The sequence below is a fragment of the Microcoleus sp. A6-C6 genome (genome assembly GCF_036705955.1).
Classification (GTDB): Bacteria; Cyanobacteriota; Cyanobacteriia; order Cyanobacteriales; family Microcoleaceae; genus Microcoleus.
On the sequence record NZ_JAUBVR010000041.1, the window covers coordinates 40,759 to 58,662 of the forward strand.

Below are 17,904 nucleotides of genomic sequence, written 5' to 3' on the forward strand. Positions count from 1 at the left end.
AATCTATATATTAGCCTGTGCAGGCTGGTTTGATTAGTCCCGCCACAGGTTTCAATCTGTGGCTGAATTACCCATTTTCCGCCTGACTTCTCATCAACTTCTGCACGCTACCCAACGCCCGATTTAATTCGTAACTCTTTCTTTCCGAATTCTGCAAAAAAGCCTGCTGTTCTTCCTCAATCATTAACACATCCTGCCGCACCAAACCATCTAATAATTTTTGAGCCGCACCGAAACAACTATCTTTGATAAACTTGCGAAACCAAACAGGCAATTTGTGCAGCCGCCAAAACGCATTTAATGAGGTAAAATGAATTAAATAAGCGCGAGTTGCTGTCTCGCTTACCGGACAAACTAAGCAGTAAATCTTAAAGTCGCTTCCCAAAGTTGAAACCCAATGCGGGTAAACGTAACTCACCTCCAGCGGTTCCGGGTGAAGTCGGCGCAGAGATTTAAAAAATAACTGGGAAATTGACCAGATTTTATCTATTTTGTAATAACTTTGTGCCTGATAGCGAGCAGTTACTTGATGCTCGTTTTCTTCTAAAGTATCTAATACTGGATTTGCCCAAGCTTGCAAGTCTTCGTGCAAGTGTCCGTGGTACATATCCATCAAGTTTTCAATTAAAAATGAATAGTGCGCCTGACAGTCGATGACTGAAACCGTGGCAATATAATTGAGATGTTCCCACTCTGATAAATCCAGTAAATCTATTTTTTGGGCTTGGGTTTCGTCGCCGGGAAACAGCCAAATAAAACCGTTTTGTTCTTGGACTGGATAGGAGCTAATTTTGCAGTTAGGTAGCTTTTGATTGTCTGCTAAATAATCGACTTCGGCGCATTCTCCCCTGGCATTTAGTCGCCATCCGTGGTACGCGCATTCGATTAAATCGCCTTTGATTTTGCCGTGGCTGAGTTTGACTTGTCGGTGCGGACATCTGTCTTCTAAAGCGTTGATTTTGCCTGCACTGTCGCGGAAAAGCACGATCGCCCGATGCCACAATATCACAGGTAGTGGCTGACTCTGTACCTCTGTGCTGCGGGCGACTGCGTACCATTGATCCAAATTAATGCTCAACTCGCGGATGTGACTATTTTTTTCCCGCGCAGATACTGATTTTATCCCGTTGTTTTGCATTACAGATTTTCCCAAATCACGCCCATAAAACAATCCAATTTTACAAAATAACAGCCGGGAAAGCAACGGCCGTAAATTTTTTTAAATTTCGCTTCTGACAAATACCTGTCGCTGGCTAAATGCTGCAACCAGCTTGGCGACAATCTAAATTTTAATAATCTTGAAGCATTGCGAAACCCGTATTTAGAACAGTCGGGCATAAAATCTCTTACTGCACCTATTATGTAGCCGAGTGTAGCAGGTGTTTCAACTTCAGATACATTATCTAAAAAGACGACTTTACCCTGCCGATTTAACAAATTTTTAATGACTGAGAGGGTGGCGGGGAGGTTGGGTATGTGGTGAAAAGTGGCAGCGCTAACTATTAAATCAAATTGGCGATCGATCGCTAATTGACTGGCATCCATTTGGATGTATTCGATATTGGGGGCTGAGCGTTTTTGACTGGCGATATCTAGCATTTTTGCTGAGACATCGACGGCCACGACATTATCGTAATACTTGGCTAATTCAAAAGCCAAAATTCCCGAACCGCAGCCAATATCTAATGCTGCACCTTTGCTGTCAGATAGGTTTTTAATAAAGAAATCGTTCTGGCTTTGCAAGGTGGCAGCGAAATCATATTCTGTTGCAAAAATATCAAAGGCTACAGATTTATTGCAAATTTTTCGGTTACTTTTTAGCATTGATTTTTGCCTGAAATTCATTTTATATTTTAACCGCAAATGCACGCGGATAAACACCGATTATCAACAGTTTCCCCGGACATCGGAATTATATTTTTCCGAAGGCAGTGCGCTCAGGACTACAAACCAATTTGATCAATAGATCATTGCGAAAAAACAATAGTAGGTTGTAGATACTGTGTTTTTTTGTCCTTACCTATTTAATGGATTTTCAACTGTTAGCAAAGCAAGATACTCGCTTTATTGTAAGATATTTACACTAACTGTAAGGAGCATCGAAAATAATGCGAATTTTAATGATGGGCGGTACTCGGTTTATCGGGGTTTATCTTAGTAAAATTTTAGCAGCACAAGGGCATGAGGTGGTGTTGTTTAACCGGGGTAGTAAGCCTGTACCGGTTGCGGGGGTGAAACAGATTTTGGGCGATCGCACAAATGTCGAGCAATTGCAAGAAAAATTATCGGCGGTTGAGTTTGACGCGGTTTTTGACAACAACGGTCGGGAACTGAGCGATACAAAGCCTTTAGCTGAGATATTTAAGGGGCGGGTGCAGCACTTTGTTTACATGAGCTCTGCGGGGGTTTATTTGAAATCCGATCAAATGCCTCATATTGAAGGGGACGCTACTGATCCGAAAAGCCGACATTTGGGTAAGTGCGACACGGAAAATTATTTGGCCGAGTCCGGTTTGCCTTGGACTTCGATTCGCCCGACTTACATTTATGGCCCTCAAAATTATAACGATTTGGAGGCTTGGTTTTTCGATCGCATTGCGCGCGATCGCCCGATTCCGATTCCTGGTAACGGGATGCACTTCACGCAGTTAGGGCATTGTCAGGATTTGGCGATGGCAATGGCGGCGGTTTTGGGGAATGAAAGGGCGATCGGGCAAATTTATAACGTTTCGGGCGATCGATTTGTCACCTTTGACGGTTTAGCCCGCGCCTGCATCCAAGCTGCCGGCAAATCACCCGATGCTATTAAGATTGTACACTACGATCCGAAACAATTTGAATTTGGCAAAAAGAAAGCTTTCCCGATGAGATTGCAGCACTTTTTTGCCTCAGTTAATAAAGCTGTCACCGAGCTTAACTGGAAACCCGAATTCGACTTAGTTTCTGGATTGAAAGATTCTTTTCAGAATGATTATGTCGTTTCGGGAAGGGACAAAGCAGAGATAGATTTTTCAGTTGATGATGAGATTTTGAAGGCTGTTTAAAGTAAAATTAGACTTGCACACGCTAACCTCAGAAACCCGGTTTCTTCGTATATTTCTCGTTACTGTTCGTAAAACTCGTAGAAACCGGGTTTCTAGCCCATGCGTCTAAACCATGTTAAATAAAAGTAAGGTGCGCCCATAAGCACCCTACGCATCTGAACTTTCAAAGCAAAGATGATTCGCCGACGACTTTACCACTTGTCAGCAGAATATACTGGTATTTTGACAGACTTTCTGCTGTAAAGCCGATCGCAAATTAGTTAAACTGAATCAAATGCAAAACCTCTCCCCCAACCCTTGTTTTACTCCGAAAGGGGAGAAAAACTCGGAAATATCAGGTAAATTTCATGCTTGGAATCACACTCGGCACACGCTACAGCATTATCCGTCACTTGGGAGGCGGCGGATTTGCTCAAACTTATTTAGCTGAAGATAAGCAACTACCAGGTAATCACCTTTGCGTCGTCAAGCAGCTTAAACCTCAAGCAACCGATCCAGAAACTCTACAAATAGCAAGACGTTTGTTCAATACGGAAGCACAGGTTTTGCACAAGTTGGGAAATCACGATCGCATTCCGCAACTTTTTGCTTACTTTGAAGAAAATCAAGAGTTTTATCTCGTTCAAGAATTTATCGAAGGCCATGATTTAAGTCAAGAAATCACGCCCGCTTCTCCGGGAAATGCCGGAGGGATGAAGGAAGATCAAGTTATTTGTATATTGCAAGAAATTCTGGAAATTTTAGATTTTGTCCACCAGCAAAATGTAATTCACCGTGATGTCAATCCCCGCAATATCCTGCGCCGAAATCGAGATCATAAGTTAGTGTTAATTGACTTCGGTGCAGTCAAGGAAATTACTACTCAAATTACTAATCCTCAGCCCAAGAATAGCTTGAGCGTGAGTATCGGTACTCCCGGTTATATGCCCAGCGAACAAGCTCACGGCAATCCCAAACTCAGCAGCGATATCTATGCCACAGGTGCGATCGCAATTCAATGCCTCACTGGCATAACTCCGCACCAAATGGCAAAAGATCCGAATACAGAGGAAATTATTTGGCAGGATAAAGCATCGGTTAGTCCTGAATTTGCGAAAATTTTAGATCGGATGGTAAAATACGATTTTAGGCAGCGTTATTCGAGTGCGGGCGAAACGCTGGAAGCTATTAAAGAATTGAAAAAATCTTTCAGCGGTACTGTTCCGGTATTGCCTCCAGTTGCTGCGAAAAAGCCGCACAAACCGCGCCGAAAACTGTATTTTAAAATCGGGACTATCGCCAGTTTGATTGGCATGAGTATTATAGCATCAATTTATGGTGTCAATACTTTTAATTCTGCCAATGCAACTGACTTGCATAACCGAGGGATTACTCTTTACAATTTAAGCAAATTTGAAGAAGCTCTGGCAGCTTACGATCGAGCAATAACTCTCCGGCCTGACTACGCGGAAGTTTGGCAGGAAAAAGCTAAAACTTTATATGAATTGAAAAAATATAAGGAGTCACAATCAGCCTATGATAAAGCAATAGAATTAAAGCCGGAATATTTGGAGGCTTGGACGGGACGTGGTTATGCTTTGGATAAGTTGCAACAGTCAAAGGAGGCGATCGCATCTTTTGACAATGCTTTGAAAATCCAGCCCGACTATCCCGCAGCCTGGGAAGGCAGAGGCGATGCTCTGTTAGACTCGCAGCGGTACGAAGAGGCGATCGCCTCCTACGAAAAAGCGGTACAATTTCAGCCTAATTTGTACCAGGCTTGGTACAATCGGGGGCAAGCTTACCAAAATTTAAAACAGTACGATCGCGCGGTAGAATCCTATCAACAAGCAGTTGAAATCAAATTCGACAATTCTGATGCTTGGTACAATTTAGGCAATGTTTTCCTAGAGTTGAACAAAAATCAAGAAGCTTTGGAAGCCTACGAAAAAGCCGTGCGGTTTCAGCCAAATTTTTATCAAGCCTGGTACAGTAAAGGCATCGCTTTGCTGAAAATGCGGAGGCATGAAGAAGCGGTAGAATCTTACGAAAAAGCTGTTAAATTAAAACCTGATTCTTCTCAAGCATGGTATAATTTAGGCTGGTCTTACCATGAATTACGCAAATACGAAGCAGCTATTGAGTGTTACAGCAAAGCCTTAGATTTGAACCCGAAAGAATCTCAAGCGTGGTACAATAAAGGTAATGCTCAGTACAATTTGCAGCGGTACGAAGATGCGATCGCCTCTTACAACGAAGCCGTCTATGTCAAGCCAGATTACTCGGAGGCGTGGTACAGCCGGGGTAATGCCCTGGTAGCGGTGAAAAGATTCGGAGATGCGATCGCCTCCTACGACAAAGCAATTCGCTACAAACCCGATTACGGAGCCGCAATCGAAGCAAAAAAACGGGCCGAAAGTCAGCCCGGAATCAGCCCACAGCCGCCCCAAAAACCGTAAATTGTTAATTAGGAAAACCGGGCGAATGGAATTCGCGTCTATACGAGAAAACTGGGCGAATGGAATTCGCGTCTATACAAACAAAACCCGCCGACGCGGGTTGAAGAAAACCGGGCGAATGGAATTCGCGTCGATACAAACAAAACCCGCCGACGCGGGTTGAAGAATTGACCGTGAAAATTACGTTATTTTCTTTAGTCCGCGCACCATCCGGACATCGTTTGTGTAGATGCGGTTTCAACCGTACGTCCGATCTCGGACATCGTTTGTGTAGGCGCGAATTCCATTCGCCGTCTGCATCTCGGACATCGTTTAAATAGACGCGGTTTTAACCGTCATCTGATCTACTTTTACCTAACAGCAGGACTAATTACAGTGACACGGCGACTGTCTACCAACATCGGCCAAAAACCTCGATCGCTCAATGCTTTTACCGCCGCCGTAGCAGCGTTTTGATCCGTTGTATAAGCGACGAATAAAAAGGGACGTTGGCCGTAGGAAGCTAAGCCTACTTGCGTACCTAATGCTTGCTTGACTTGGGCGGCTAATTCCGGTTGATTGAAGTAATCTACTAACACGGCGTAACCGGGGCCGAGGGCTTGGGGATTGAACGCAAGATTGCCCGTCTGGGGATTGGCGATTGGTTCTGAACCTGGTGCGGGCTGGGGGTTGTAGACTGGCAGATTTTGGGGTAATGATGCTGCGGGCGATCGAACTACATAAGCTTGCAATCCCACAATATCTTTGATGTATTTAACCCAATCGCTAGCGATTTGCGAGTCGCGAAAGCCACCAACTCGCGTCACCGTATCGTTGATGTACCGACACACTGTATTATCAGTATTTCCGGGAAAAGAGCGTTTTGCTCTTTCTTGCTGTTCCGGTGTTTTGGTGACAATTAACAGTAGATATTCGTCGGACAGTGGCGGTTCGCAGCTCGACTGAGCGTTAACAGAACTCGATAAAATTGTCAAGATCAAAAGAGCGATCGTCGTAGCAGAAAATAGGGGAAGAGAGACAAAAATTTTGTACAATTTCCCCGTTATTTTTCCTAGCTTGGCTGTAGATTCTTTTGCTAGTTGATTCATGCTGTCTGTAGCGATGCGAGGGCATCGGGAATATTTGCTGACGGTGCTTGAAACTCACCTGTCAGTACATATTCTAATCGGAGTTTCAACCAGGTAATGAAAACAGGATCGATGGAAATAATGGCTGCTGCCGGTTGAGGGCATTTTGCTTTGACTTGTGCCATTGTCGGCGCTTCTAGAAAAGCTGGCTGTTTGACCAACCAGAAATCTATTTGTTTTTCTTGTTCGTTGTAATTGCGATTTCTTTCTTTAAACACTTCATCAAGGGCTTCTTCTTCTAGCAAAAAGCGTTGGCTGGCTAAAACGTAGTAGTAGGTTTGCATTTTTGTGGGTTGTTAGGGGTTAGCAGTTAGCGGTTAATGTCACCTCTACCGGCGATTTTTGTTTGGGTAGGGGCGGTTTGCCGAGTTGCGGCAGTTTGAGAGTTCTAAACTCTTGTGCCGTTTACTTTACCTTATTTGCTGCCATCTTGGTAGATGTAGAGCAAGTTGTGTCTGAAAAATGATTGATGTGAGGGGTTGCGGGAGTTGAGGAGATTTTTTTTATGGCGGTTGATTTTGTCTAAAATTGTAGGAAATGCGCGGGCGTTGACTTCTGGGGAGGAAGTGCCGGCGGATGTGGGGGAAATTGTCGATCGCATTCGGGAACTTCTCCCCAGCAGATTTTCCAGAAACAATTACTGATTTGCAAAATAAATACCCAAATTTGTGAAATATGCCGGGAAAAATTGGTTGAGTTTACGGCGGTGTCATTAAGGTTAAGCAGTATGTATTTGAAGATGGTAAACTGCCAGATATAGCCTTTATCAAAAATATGAGGTACAGGTTGAGATACTTCTGCTTTGCTCAGTACAAGTTGTAAATTCTTCGACTTCGCGGAGGTTGACAAATCTTTTGACAATCTGCAAACATTCAAACAGCAACTAAATAGTTGACCAGAAAGAATTGGTTTAAAGCCTCTCTCTTCTAGGGAGAAATTAAAAGAAGACTATTCCTTACTCCAATCCTCTTCCTGACCGGGAGAGGTCGCTATCAACTGTCAACTGTCAACTGTCAACTGTCAACTGAAATAAACATCTAAAATTTTGCCTCAAGCTTTCATGAATTGGACTTTTGAAAAAAAAACGGATATTCCGATCGCCCCGCACATCCATAAAGCTAGACTAATCTAGAGCTTTACCATAAAAATTTCTCCCCCTTCATGAACATCGCCTACCTAGTCAACCAATACCCCAAAGTCAGCCACAGCTTCGTCCGCAGAGAACTCCTAGCCGTCGAAACTTGCGGCATCAAAGTCGGGCGTTACTCCATCAGATCCTGCGAATCAGAACTCGTAGACGGCGCAGACAAACAAGAACAAGAACTCACCAAAGTCATCCTAGGAGTTGGCGTACAGGGCTTAGCATGGGGTTTACTCCGCACTGCCGCAACTAGACCAATTCGATTCCTCCAAGCTTTGCGCTTAATGTTCAAAGTGGGCTTACACTCAGAACGCGGGATTTTGCTGCATCTAGCTTATTTAGCAGAAGCTTGCATTCTTTTAAATTGGTTTGCAGAATCCGGTACAACTCACGTTCATGCTCACTTCGGTACAAATTCCACAACTGTTGCAATGTTATGTCGCGTGCTGGGCGGCCCTACTTACAGTTTCACGGTTCACGGCCCTGAAGAATTTGATAAAGCTACACTTCTTTCCTTAGATGAAAAAATTAAACGATCGACCTTTGTAGCAGCAGTTAGTTCCTTCGGCAAAAGTCAGCTTTTTCGGTGGTCCGATCGCACTTATTGGTCAAAAATCCACGTCATACACTGCGGCGTCGATGCAGCATTTTTAGCTCATCCCCACATCCCCATACCCGCAGCACCCCGCTTAGTTTGTGTCGGCAGGCTCAGCGAACAAAAAGGTCATTTGCTACTGCTAGAAGCCGCCAGCAAGCTAGCAGTTGAAGGCTTGGAGTTTAAATTGGTATTTGTCGGAGACGGCCCGCTACGGGCTAAAATTGAACAGCAGATTGCACAACTCGGCCTGCAAAATTATATAGAAATTACCGGCTGGGCTAGTGGCGATCGAGTTCAGCAAGAAATTTTAGCTTCCCGCGCAATGGTATTGCCGAGTTTTGCCGAAGGTTTACCCGTCGTAATTATGGAAGCCCTCGCTCTCAATCGACCTGTAATTAGCACTTATGTTGCTGGTATCCCGGAACTCGTAGAACCCGGTGTTTGCGGTTGGTTAGTTCCTCCCGGTTCCGTACAAGCATTAGCTGTGGCGATGCGCGCGGCATTGGAAGCACCTTTAGAAAAGCTAGAAGAAATGGGGAAAACAGGAGCAGAACGGGTAGCGAAACAACACAATGTGGATTTAGAAGCAAAAAAATTAGTAGCGCTGTTTCAAGGATCTATTGAACAATCATTATAAGATAAGAAGACCGGGCGGTTGAAACCGCGTCGATAAAGACAAAACCCGCCTCCGCGGGCTGAAGACAAAGGCGGTTAAAACCGCCGTCTTCTCTTTAGTCCGCGGAGGCGGACATTGTTTGTGTAGACGCGGTTTCAACCGCCGATTCCAAGCTTTTTAAGGAATAGGAACAGATCTCAACAACTTATCAACAATCGTCTTCGCCCTCCTTCCCCCCGCCGGAATCAACCGATGAGAAAGTACGTGCGGTGCTAATTCCTTCACATCATCCGGGGTAACATAATCCCGCCCCGAAATAAACGCCAAAGCCTGAGATGCCCGGTGCAAAGCTACCGCACCACGGGGACTCACGCCCAGAGTAATCTCTTCATCCTCGCGAGTCGATCGCACCAAATCAACAATATACTGCTTCAAAGAACCTTCCACCTTCACACCAGCGCACAAACGGCGCAATTCCTGCACCTCTTCCAAAGAAATACAAGGCTGCAAATCCTCAACTGTAAAAGTATCAGAAAGCCGTTCCAACATTTGCAACTCTTCCAGCGCAGCCGGATAGCCCAAAGTCAAAGACAACGTAAACCGATCCATCTGCGCTTCCGGTAGCGGAAAAGTGCCTTGATATTCGATCGGGTTTTGAGTCGCAATCACAAAAAACGGCGCTGGAACATTCCGAGAAACTCCATCTACCGTCACCTGCTTTTCTTCCATCACTTCCAGCAAAGCTGATTGAGTTCGCGGTGTCGCCCGATTGATTTCATCCGCCAGCAAAACATTAGCAAAAACTGGGCCGGGCAAAAACTCAAACTTGCCGCTGCTAGGATTCCAAATATTAGTACCCGTGATATCGGTTGGTAACAAATCGGGAGTACACTGAATCCGCTGAAACTTCCCATCGATCGATCGCGCCAAAGACTTCGCCAGCAGCGTTTTTCCGACACCAGGTACATCTTCCAGCAGCGCGTGTCCGCCCGAAAGCACGGCTACCAGCACCAAGCGAATAGCATCCGCTTTGCCGACAATCGTTTTGCCTAAATTTTGTTTGAGCCGCTCAATATGTTCTCTCATATCCCTGATTTTTAAGTAGAAGGAAGAAGGAAGAAGGAAGAAGGAAGAAGGAAGAACAAATACACAGCCAGCTTTTTAGCGTTCCGCATTTTAATTTAAATCAGGTTGATTTACTTAATTGCTAATTGCTAATTGTTGATTGCTCGTTCTTTTATTCCCGGCCTCTTAGAGAGGCCCGAAAGTTTGTGTTGTAGCGATTTCAATCGCCCAATCAAAATAGTAATGTACACAATAAACCGCTCGAATGCGATTTTTTAACCATTAGCAGCTAACACCTTTCTAGCAATATCGCAATCTGCCTGAATTTGAGTTTTGAGAGCATCCAGAGAAGCGAATTTTTGTTCTGGTCGCAAAAATTCTATCAAACTTGCGCTCAAGGTTTGACCGTACAAATCTCCAGACCAATCTAACAGGTGAACTTCTACAGTTAGTTGTAGACCGTCTACCGTTGGGCGGCGGCCAACATTCATCACCCCATTTATGAATGATACATTTGATGATCGATCGGGAATTAGAGATTTGGGATTTTCCCACTTATAGGAAGAACTTTCATCTTTGATGATTCCGCCTCCATCCTTCACCGAGACTCGCACCGCGTACACGCCAAAACAGGGCAAAAATTTTTCCGGTGGTAGTTCGATATTAGCAGTCGGAAATCCGATCGTCCTCCCCAGCCGCTGTCCGCCAACTACAGTCCCGACTAAACTGTAGGGTCTCCCTAGTAACTTATTCGCTTTTCTGAGGTCGCCGGATGCCAGACCTTCGCGGATGACGGAACTGCTGATCCGATCGCCCTCAGCGCAATTGTGCAGGGGTATCAGCGCAACATCAATACCATAGCTAGAGGCGATCGACTGCAAATCCACAGCCGTCCCCGCGCGTCCCCGTCCGAACCTAAAATCAACCCCCACACTAATTCGACTCGCTTGCAGTTGTCGCACCAGAATTTCCTCGACAAACTCAGCAGCAGTCAAAGCCGCCAATTCTCGATCAAACGGCAGCAGGACAAGTTGCTCAACACCCATTGCTGCGAGCAATTCTACCTTTTCTGCCAGAGGCGTCAGCAGTTTTTTGGGTTGACCTGTAAAAAATTCTTGCGGGTGGGGATTGAATGTCACCACAGTAGCGTAAAGCCGATCGCCCGCAGCAGAATTATGACCAGAGAGGCTGTTGCCCTCGGCTTTTGTCTGCGCGATGGAACCATCAAAATTCAGGCGGTTGTCGGATCTCTCAAGCAGTGCTGCTGAGTCGTTGTCCCATGTCGCCGGATGTTCGCCCACAAAATTTTCATCTGTGCCAGCCTGTGAGTGCCAGCTTTGATCCGTTTGAGAAACCGTCGCAGAACTTGACCCAGGCGATCGATTTAAAATTGGCTGCACAACTTGTCGATGCCCTAGGTGCAAACCATCAAAGTTTCCCAAGGCAACGGAAGTTGGAGTCAGAGCAGCGGTAGAAGAAGAAGTTATCCACACGCTTAAGATTTTGACACACTTAGCCAGATTGCGATCGCCAGTCGATTTTAGATTTTAGATTTTAGATTTTAGATTTGACTCCACAGAATCGATCTGGGAGTTAGAACTTCGATCTAAACTTTTTGGTTCTCTACAACTTAAGCCGGGGCTTGTATCCGTCTTTGAGTGAGGTCAGCCTTAGCTTTAATTGGAGATTTCAGGCCTCAAGATTTCAGAACCATCTGGCAATCTCAAATCCATCAAACAGGCACTTTAGGCGCTTCCACCGACTGTTCAGACAAATCCTTGTTATGAGGAGGCAGCAACTGTAACGACAAACCTTCCCGCGCCATCAAACTGTTCGGGAACCTTTGAGCCACTTGCTCTCCCACCTTGTCTAAAAACTCGTCATTGTGCAGCGGGTCGTGGTGAAAAATCACCAACTTTTTGACATTAGCAGCCTTTGCCACCTTCACGGCTTCCTGCCAAGTCGAATGTCCCCAACCAACCCTGCTAGACTTTTCCGAATAATACTCCTCATCCGTATAAGTAGCATCGTAGATCAGCACCTCAGCATCGCGAGCCAAATACAGCACATTTTCGTCCAAACGATCGGGAAAGTGTTCGGTATCAGTCACGTAAGCAGCCGCATATCCCCGCCAGTTGACGCGGTACCCCATAGCTTCTCCGGGATGGTTCAACAAAGCAGTTTCCACCTTGATCTCTCCGATTTCCAGCGGTTTGCCCACTTCGATATCGTTAAATTTCAGGTCTGCCCCCATAATTTGCAGGGGCACCGGAAAATTGGGGTGCAGCATCTGGTCGTTGAGCCGCTGCTGGATAGTAGCCTTATTCGGAGCAACAGCCCCATAGATGTGAAAACAATTGCCCTTGACAAAAGCTGGGACAAAAAATGGGAATCCTTGAATGTGATCCCAGTGGGAGTGAGTAAAAAACATATGAGCTTCTACGGGCATCTGCGACAGGAGAGTTTGTCCCAAAACCCGCAATCCAGTACCGCCATCGAAAATTAGGCGGCTGTCACCCACTCGCATTTCTATACAGGGTGTATTGCCCCCGTAACGTACTGTTTCAGCTCCGGGAGACGCTATGCTACCTCTAACGCCCCAGAAGTGAACCGTAAATTGGTTTTGCATACTAGACATGGGTTTTCCTGCAAGATTGTTCCGGCGAGCCATCGATAAGATATTTACATATTAGTAAGGGCTTGTGCGATCAAACCCAAGCTTTTTGACGGTCGAGTTCCCCACTTGTGAGAATTGCCAAGAGTCTCGCTTCCCAGAAAATGCAAAACTGTTGGGCTTGATAACTGAGGAATAAATTACAAGTTGACTGATCAAGTCTCGATCGTAACTATTCTTTTTCTGTCTTCACTAGCCTAACCCCTGTAGACACACTTTGGGGTAGCAGTTTTACCTGATTCTCATCTGGCAGCCACTGTTTTCGGGCTTCTGCACTTCCCGATCGCCCCAGCACGGTTGGTTATTGGTGCTGTTGCTTGATATCTAGTCCGGTCGATCGACCGTAATATCCAGTCCCTGGGCGCGTTTAGGCCAATATTTGGCAGATATTGCCGATCGAGCGTGACTGCGAGTCCCTACAATAATTACAGTTAATTTTAACGGACTTGAGACCATCGGCCCATCAAACCCCTGCCCCAAGTGTGAGGGACTGCTGTTAATTTAACGAACCTCATCAGTCAAGTTGATTTCCAGAGGATTATTCGGCAGGCGATGCCGCCATCCTTGGAACTATTGCTGTCTGCTGCCGATTGACTGGAACTTTTGCCCGATCGCTCCCTCAAATAAACAGGAAATACTGTGCGGTCGTACTCGATCGAGGTCGTGCCAACTTAATGCCCTACCTGAAAAAATTATAGCTGATGGCAACGCATCTATTTGTTGGCAACGCTCAACTCCAAATCAACTTTTGTTCTAGTTTGGGAGGGCGATCGACATTTTATTCAAAAATCTTAGCAGATGAGGCTGGGTTCACTGCTTGATAGCGATCTGGACGGACAGCAGCAGGTGCTGGTAACAGCATCCAAACAGTATTATTTGATTAATCGCAGGATCACTCCTCAACTGTAGCCCCGCGATCCCAACCACGATCGCAGTCAGTTATTCCCAATTTTGCAATTCTTTAATCTAAAATCGAAAATGGTATGACACCGGGGGGCGCGAGATCCCCGACTCTTGGCAAAAGGCTAAATTTTCGTCGTGCAGTTTTCGGCGGATGAATTCCAGCACTCAAAATACCCGAAATTTCTGAAATTTTCAATTTTTGTGTTTTTTGCCTGTACCCAACTCCGATCGCCTTTGCTCTCAAGAATCAGTCAGAAATATTCGCGCGCTACCTGTCGTGCTTTTCCCAACTATCTTCAATCACTCTTTTTGAGGCAATTATTTCTCAGGATTCGACGCATTTGTGGTACTCACCACGAGTTGGAATTTGTGGTATTATAAAGTCTCACACTCTTGTTTAGAAAAAATCAAAATCTGTGCAAAAGAAGCCTGAATAACTTAAAGTTATTTGTGAAAAAAAGTAAGTATGAATCAATTTAAAAAAACTACAGACAAGCTGAATCAAACGGTAGTGAAAGATTCCGATCGCACTTGGGAACTCGGTCAGCGACGATCCATCGACTTGTCCTTAGAAATGACTGATGCTGGAGCTTTAAGGACATTTAGTCGAGAGGATCGCCCGCAGGAAATCCCCAGAACTGCCGAAAAAAAGCGCCGGAGGGTTGATGGCAAGACCGATCGAACTCGATCGCCTGTGGTTTCTAGCGCCTTTCTCAAGTGGCTGCTAGCGCGTTTGAGTCGATCGAAAGGTGGGCTGGCGGCTTTTGCTTTTACCTTGGCAGCAGTTTGGGGGTGGTGGAACAGTCAGTTATTGTTTTCGACAGGCCTGGGAATCGCAGCGATGATGATGGTTTACCGAGGACAGTCGGGGGAATGGCAATTGCTGCGATCGAAAGCCGAGCAATTTTGGGAGGGCCCGAACCGCCGGTTGGTTTTAGCGGTGGCTGCCGGCGGGATTGCTACTTTGGGGGCTTACATGAGTTTGGCGATTTGGGAAGACTCCCAGAGCCACTGGATGGCTTTGAGCCTGATTTTGCAAAATTTGGGCACGATCGCGATTGCAGGGCTGTTGCTGCGCCAAGCGCTGAGTCTGGGCGCCTCAAAAAAAGATGAAGCAGCGATCGATCGCATCTTCGCAGATTTGACTGATGCTGACCCCGTGAAGCGTTTGATTGCAGTGCGACAAATGACTGATTTGGTGAATCAGGGTGGGTTTCACCGTGTGACTTCTGTCAAAAGTTCGAGCACTCGTTCCCGCGCTGCTGAGTGCTTTCGCCTGATGCTGAGTCGGGAACCCGAAGCTTTAGTCCGCAATGCCCTTCTGGAAGGTTTGCAGACTTGGGACGATACTTATGGAATTGTTTTAGAATCCAAAAATAAAGTCATCGACTATTAGCTGACCGTCAAAAGCATAAAAACTAATGCGATGAATGTTCGGGGCTTTGACGCGCAGGGGTGTGTTAGGGGCGATCGGAGAATTAGACCCTGCCAGATTCGGCGCCGGCATTTCATCCTGAACTATCAGGTTGCCGTTGATGTCGGAAGCAGATAAAACCGTTCGCCGCGAACTGGTGACAAGTCCTGCAACGCTACGGACTGGATACTTGAAAGTTACTTCTATCAGTCCGCTTTTTGGGGCTCCCATTAACACTGTTGACCCAGAAACTGTGAGAAATGCTGGGTTTGAAGGTTGGATGGCGACGGCATTGCTAAAAGTCACTCCCCAATGGGCAAACTGCTGTTCTACTACTTCAAAGCATTTCAAGTCTTCTAATGCTAGGCGAACCATTGCCGGTGCGCTGACGCGCGATCGCGCATCTAACCCTGCGCCCGATCGTTCTGGAGTGGCGACAAATGACTGTTTGCCGTTTAAATCCATGCTTCTACAGGCAGTATCAAATTCTGCAAACCCGTCAGCTAGAAGACTTTTTGCATCAACCATAAAACCCTCGCGATCCCGTTTCCTAAGCAGTTGCATTTTTTGTAGATCTCCCTGATATTAGTTGTTTATTGTGTTTTGGCATTTAGAATGGCGAGACTCGCGATTGCCTTGCCCTGCAATCAGAGGTATCGAAAACCCATCGCCCGCCTTCCCACAAAAACCTTCGACCTTAAAAGGCACTGTTCCGTAAAATATGGTGATTAATTATTCGTGATTGGCTGTCGGCTGTAAAACCTGCCTTGCTTAAAAGCGATATCTAATACTCCTGCTTTCCGAGTGCCTGCTTTCGGGGTCGGCGAACCGACTTTTTTGTGTTGAGGGGTCTCACCCATCATTTTGTTATTATCTCCGATCGGGAGTAGTTTGCAAGGGTGAGGATAACTGCACAGCCGAAGCGCGCCAATCACAAAACTTAGTTGCTGTCTGTAGTTTCAGGTTTCACTTGTACTAAAATAGATTGAAATCAATACTGAATCTTTACAAAAACGACGCCAGCTTTGCAATTTTTTTAAATAAAGACCAGGCGGCGGACTAAAATCTAAAATCTAATAGCGATTGAGGCTTATTTATGCTTGTTCCTCTCGGCTTCGGTCAGCGATCGATAGTTACTTCTCTCGGCAGAATGGTATATTACACTGCCGAAAAAATGCCTTGGATCGGATTGCCGAACTCAAATTCGGCAAATCTACCGAATTTGGTATTTTTTCACGGTTTTGGGGGCGGATCGAGTGCCTACGAATGGTCGAAAGTTTATCCGGCTTTTGCAGCGGAATATCGAGTCTTAGCACCGGATTTAATCGGTTGGGGGCGATCGGAACATCCGCCAAGAAATTATCAGGTTGAGGATTATATCACAACTTTGATTGAATTTATAGAAAAAACTTGCGGCAGTCCGACGGATGTGATAGCTTCTTCGCTGACGGGGGCGATCGTGATTCGAGCTGCGATCGCCCGCCCGGATCTGTTCAAATCCCTTATTTTGACAATTCCCAGCGGTTTATCGGACTTCGGACAGGATTACGGCAGCAGTTTCTTCGCGAAGCTAGTCAACACGCCGATTTTAGACCGATTGCTCTACAGTACGGGCATCGCCACAGACGGGGGTATTCGCAGCTTTTTAGAACAACGCCAATTTGCCGATTCCCGTCGAGTTTACCAAGAAATTGTCGATGCTTATCTGGAATCTGCTTTGGAACCAAATGCAGAATATGCGGCCTTGTCTTTTGTGCGGGGAGATTTGTGTTTTGATTTGTCGCTGTACATCACTCAGCTAACAACGCCGACTGCGATTATTTGGGGTGACAAATCTCAGTTTACTAGCCCGGAGATTGGCCAGCGGTTGGCTAATCTCAACCCGGAAGCAATCAAAGTTTTTCAAACTCTGGAAAATGTGGGTTTGACTCCGCAGTTGGAAGTTCCGGCTGTGACTATTGGTTTAATTCGGCAGTATTTAAGGTTGCTTTCGGAAGGGTAAAGAAGTTCGGCAGCGGATTCTGTAGCGGATGTAACGGATGCAGGTGAGGCAACGGATTTTTTAACGAATTTAACGGATTGATCTTGAAGTCAGAAGTCAAAAGTCAGAGGGAAGAAGGAAGATTAATTCCCAATTCCCAATTCCCAATGTCAACTGTCAACTGACAACTGACAACTGTCAACTGACTATTCTTTGACTCGCACGTCGATGACGCTAGCATTGAAAATGTATTTTTTGCCTTCAAGTTCTAGGGTAGTGCCAATTTTGACTTTGGTATTTCCTAAAACTGGGCCGTTTTCAGTCAGTTGACCTTTTCCCTCTAGGGTAAACATCATATTTCTGCTGAAGGATTCTTCTTCTCTGGGATCGGGTAGAGCTTTGAGACTGCCGTTGGGCTGGGGAACTGCTAGGGTTCTGGTGATAGTTTTGACGGATTTGATCGTAATCTGACCGGAGGGCTGGTTGCGGATCACTACGTTGATTTTATCGCCGGCTTTGAACAATTCTGGAAAGTTGGTGCCTTTGAGTCCGATCGCAATTGCATCGATCTCTACAGGTTTGATGCTAGCGCCGACTTGGGCGACGGAACCGCCGGAAGTGCCGGGAAAGAAGAAGATGCCGACTGCAACTAGCAGTACAATCATCGCGGCACCTACGTCTAGAATGCTGAGTTTACCGAACAACCGGCCTTGAGAATCCAAAATTTTCATAAATCGCTTAATTGACTGACAGCGACAGGAGTATCTGTACAAGCCAAAAGATATTACCACAACGATCGCCCAAAATCCGCAGGACTTGGAGAGTGGGGGAGATGGGGAGATGGGGAGATGGGGAGATGGGGAGATGGGGAGATGGGGAGATGGGGAGATGGGGAGATGGGGA

General features: G+C 45.9%; 15 protein-coding genes. 6 read left to right on the top strand and 9 right to left on the bottom strand.

Features of this window, described 5'->3' with window-relative positions; genetic code table 11:
* Positions 1–67 precede the first annotated feature (67 nt).
* Both QUB52_RS17455 and QUB52_RS17460 read right to left on the bottom strand, forming a co-directional pair.
* Positions 68–1,138, bottom strand: coding sequence for an aromatic ring-hydroxylating dioxygenase subunit alpha (locus QUB52_RS17455; protein ID WP_332974956.1), 1,071 nt, complete (start codon positions 1,136–1,138; stop codon positions 68–70).
* Complete coding sequence (locus tag QUB52_RS17460) at positions 1,138–1,824, bottom strand: class I SAM-dependent methyltransferase (protein ID WP_332974957.1); 687 nt, start codon at positions 1,822–1,824, stop codon at positions 1,138–1,140. The genes QUB52_RS17455 and QUB52_RS17460 overlap by 1 nt, the downstream gene beginning before the upstream one ends.
* Before the next feature lie 284 nt (positions 1,825–2,108).
* On the opposite strand from QUB52_RS17460, the gene QUB52_RS17465 reads away from it, so the two are divergent.
* The gene (locus tag QUB52_RS17465) at positions 2,109–3,044 is read left to right on the top strand and encodes an NAD-dependent epimerase/dehydratase family protein (RefSeq protein WP_265239117.1); all 936 of its coding nucleotides are present in this window, start codon (positions 2,109–2,111) and stop codon (positions 3,042–3,044) included.
* Positions 3,045–3,391: 347 nt separating this feature from the next.
* Entirely contained in the window at positions 3,392–5,482 is a 2,091-nt protein-coding gene (locus QUB52_RS17470) for a tetratricopeptide repeat protein (protein WP_332974959.1), read from the top strand.
* Between the two features lie 350 nt (positions 5,483–5,832).
* Here the strand turns inward: QUB52_RS17470 and QUB52_RS17475 are convergent, their stop codons facing one another.
* Both QUB52_RS17475 and QUB52_RS17480 read right to left on the bottom strand, forming a co-directional pair.
* Complete coding sequence (locus QUB52_RS17475; protein WP_332974960.1) at positions 5,833–6,570, bottom strand: hypothetical protein; 738 nt, start codon at positions 6,568–6,570, stop codon at positions 5,833–5,835.
* Positions 6,567–6,893 (bottom strand): MgPME-cyclase complex family protein, encoded by a 327-nt coding sequence (locus tag QUB52_RS17480; RefSeq protein WP_265239120.1) that lies wholly within the window; start codon positions 6,891–6,893, stop codon positions 6,567–6,569. The genes QUB52_RS17475 and QUB52_RS17480 overlap by 4 nt, the downstream gene beginning before the upstream one ends.
* A gap of 234 nt (positions 6,894–7,127) precedes the next feature.
* On the opposite strand from QUB52_RS17480, the gene QUB52_RS17485 reads away from it, so the two are divergent.
* Positions 7,128–7,253, top strand: coding sequence for a hypothetical protein (locus QUB52_RS17485; RefSeq protein WP_265239121.1), 126 nt, complete (start codon positions 7,128–7,130; stop codon positions 7,251–7,253).
* 517 nt (positions 7,254–7,770) lie between these two features.
* A complete protein-coding gene (locus QUB52_RS17490; RefSeq protein ID WP_332974961.1) occupies positions 7,771–8,985 on the top strand; it encodes a glycosyltransferase in 1,215 nt (404 codons plus the stop codon).
* Positions 8,986–9,141: 156 nt separating this feature from the next.
* Here QUB52_RS17490 and QUB52_RS17495 read toward each other — a convergent pair whose 3' ends face one another.
* The 3 genes from QUB52_RS17495 to QUB52_RS17505 form a co-directional block, all read right to left on the bottom strand.
* A complete protein-coding gene (locus tag QUB52_RS17495; RefSeq protein ID WP_265239123.1) occupies positions 9,142–10,050 on the bottom strand; it encodes an AAA family ATPase in 909 nt (302 codons plus the stop codon).
* Between the two features lie 254 nt (positions 10,051–10,304).
* The gene (locus QUB52_RS17500; RefSeq protein ID WP_332974962.1) at positions 10,305–11,522 is read right to left on the bottom strand and encodes a bifunctional riboflavin kinase/FAD synthetase; all 1,218 of its coding nucleotides are present in this window, start codon (positions 11,520–11,522) and stop codon (positions 10,305–10,307) included.
* A 239-nt stretch (positions 11,523–11,761) separates the two neighbouring features.
* Positions 11,762–12,667: an MBL fold metallo-hydrolase gene (locus QUB52_RS17505; protein ID WP_265239125.1), complete on the bottom strand. Its 906-nt coding sequence runs from the start codon at positions 12,665–12,667 to the stop codon at positions 11,762–11,764.
* A 1,405-nt stretch (positions 12,668–14,072) separates the two neighbouring features.
* Between QUB52_RS17505 and QUB52_RS17510 the strand changes: the two genes are divergently transcribed.
* Positions 14,073–15,002: a hypothetical protein gene (locus QUB52_RS17510; protein ID WP_332974963.1), complete on the top strand. Its 930-nt coding sequence runs from the start codon at positions 14,073–14,075 to the stop codon at positions 15,000–15,002.
* Here QUB52_RS17510 and QUB52_RS17515 read toward each other — a convergent pair.
* Positions 14,970–15,584: a hypothetical protein gene (locus QUB52_RS17515; protein ID WP_332968893.1), complete on the bottom strand. Its 615-nt coding sequence runs from the start codon at positions 15,582–15,584 to the stop codon at positions 14,970–14,972. The genes QUB52_RS17510 and QUB52_RS17515 overlap by 33 nt on opposite strands.
* A gap of 532 nt (positions 15,585–16,116) precedes the next feature.
* On the opposite strand from QUB52_RS17515, the gene QUB52_RS17520 reads away from it, so the two are divergent.
* Positions 16,117–17,022 (top strand): alpha/beta fold hydrolase, encoded by a 906-nt coding sequence (locus tag QUB52_RS17520; RefSeq protein ID WP_265239128.1) that lies wholly within the window; start codon positions 16,117–16,119, stop codon positions 17,020–17,022.
* A 185-nt stretch (positions 17,023–17,207) separates the two neighbouring features.
* Here the strand turns inward: QUB52_RS17520 and QUB52_RS17525 are convergent, their stop codons facing one another.
* Positions 17,208–17,732 carry a DUF4330 domain-containing protein gene (locus QUB52_RS17525; protein ID WP_265239129.1) on the bottom strand — a complete coding sequence of 175 codons (525 nt, stop codon included), beginning with the start codon at positions 17,730–17,732 and terminating at the stop codon, positions 17,208–17,210.
* Positions 17,733–17,904: the final 172 nt, after the last annotated feature.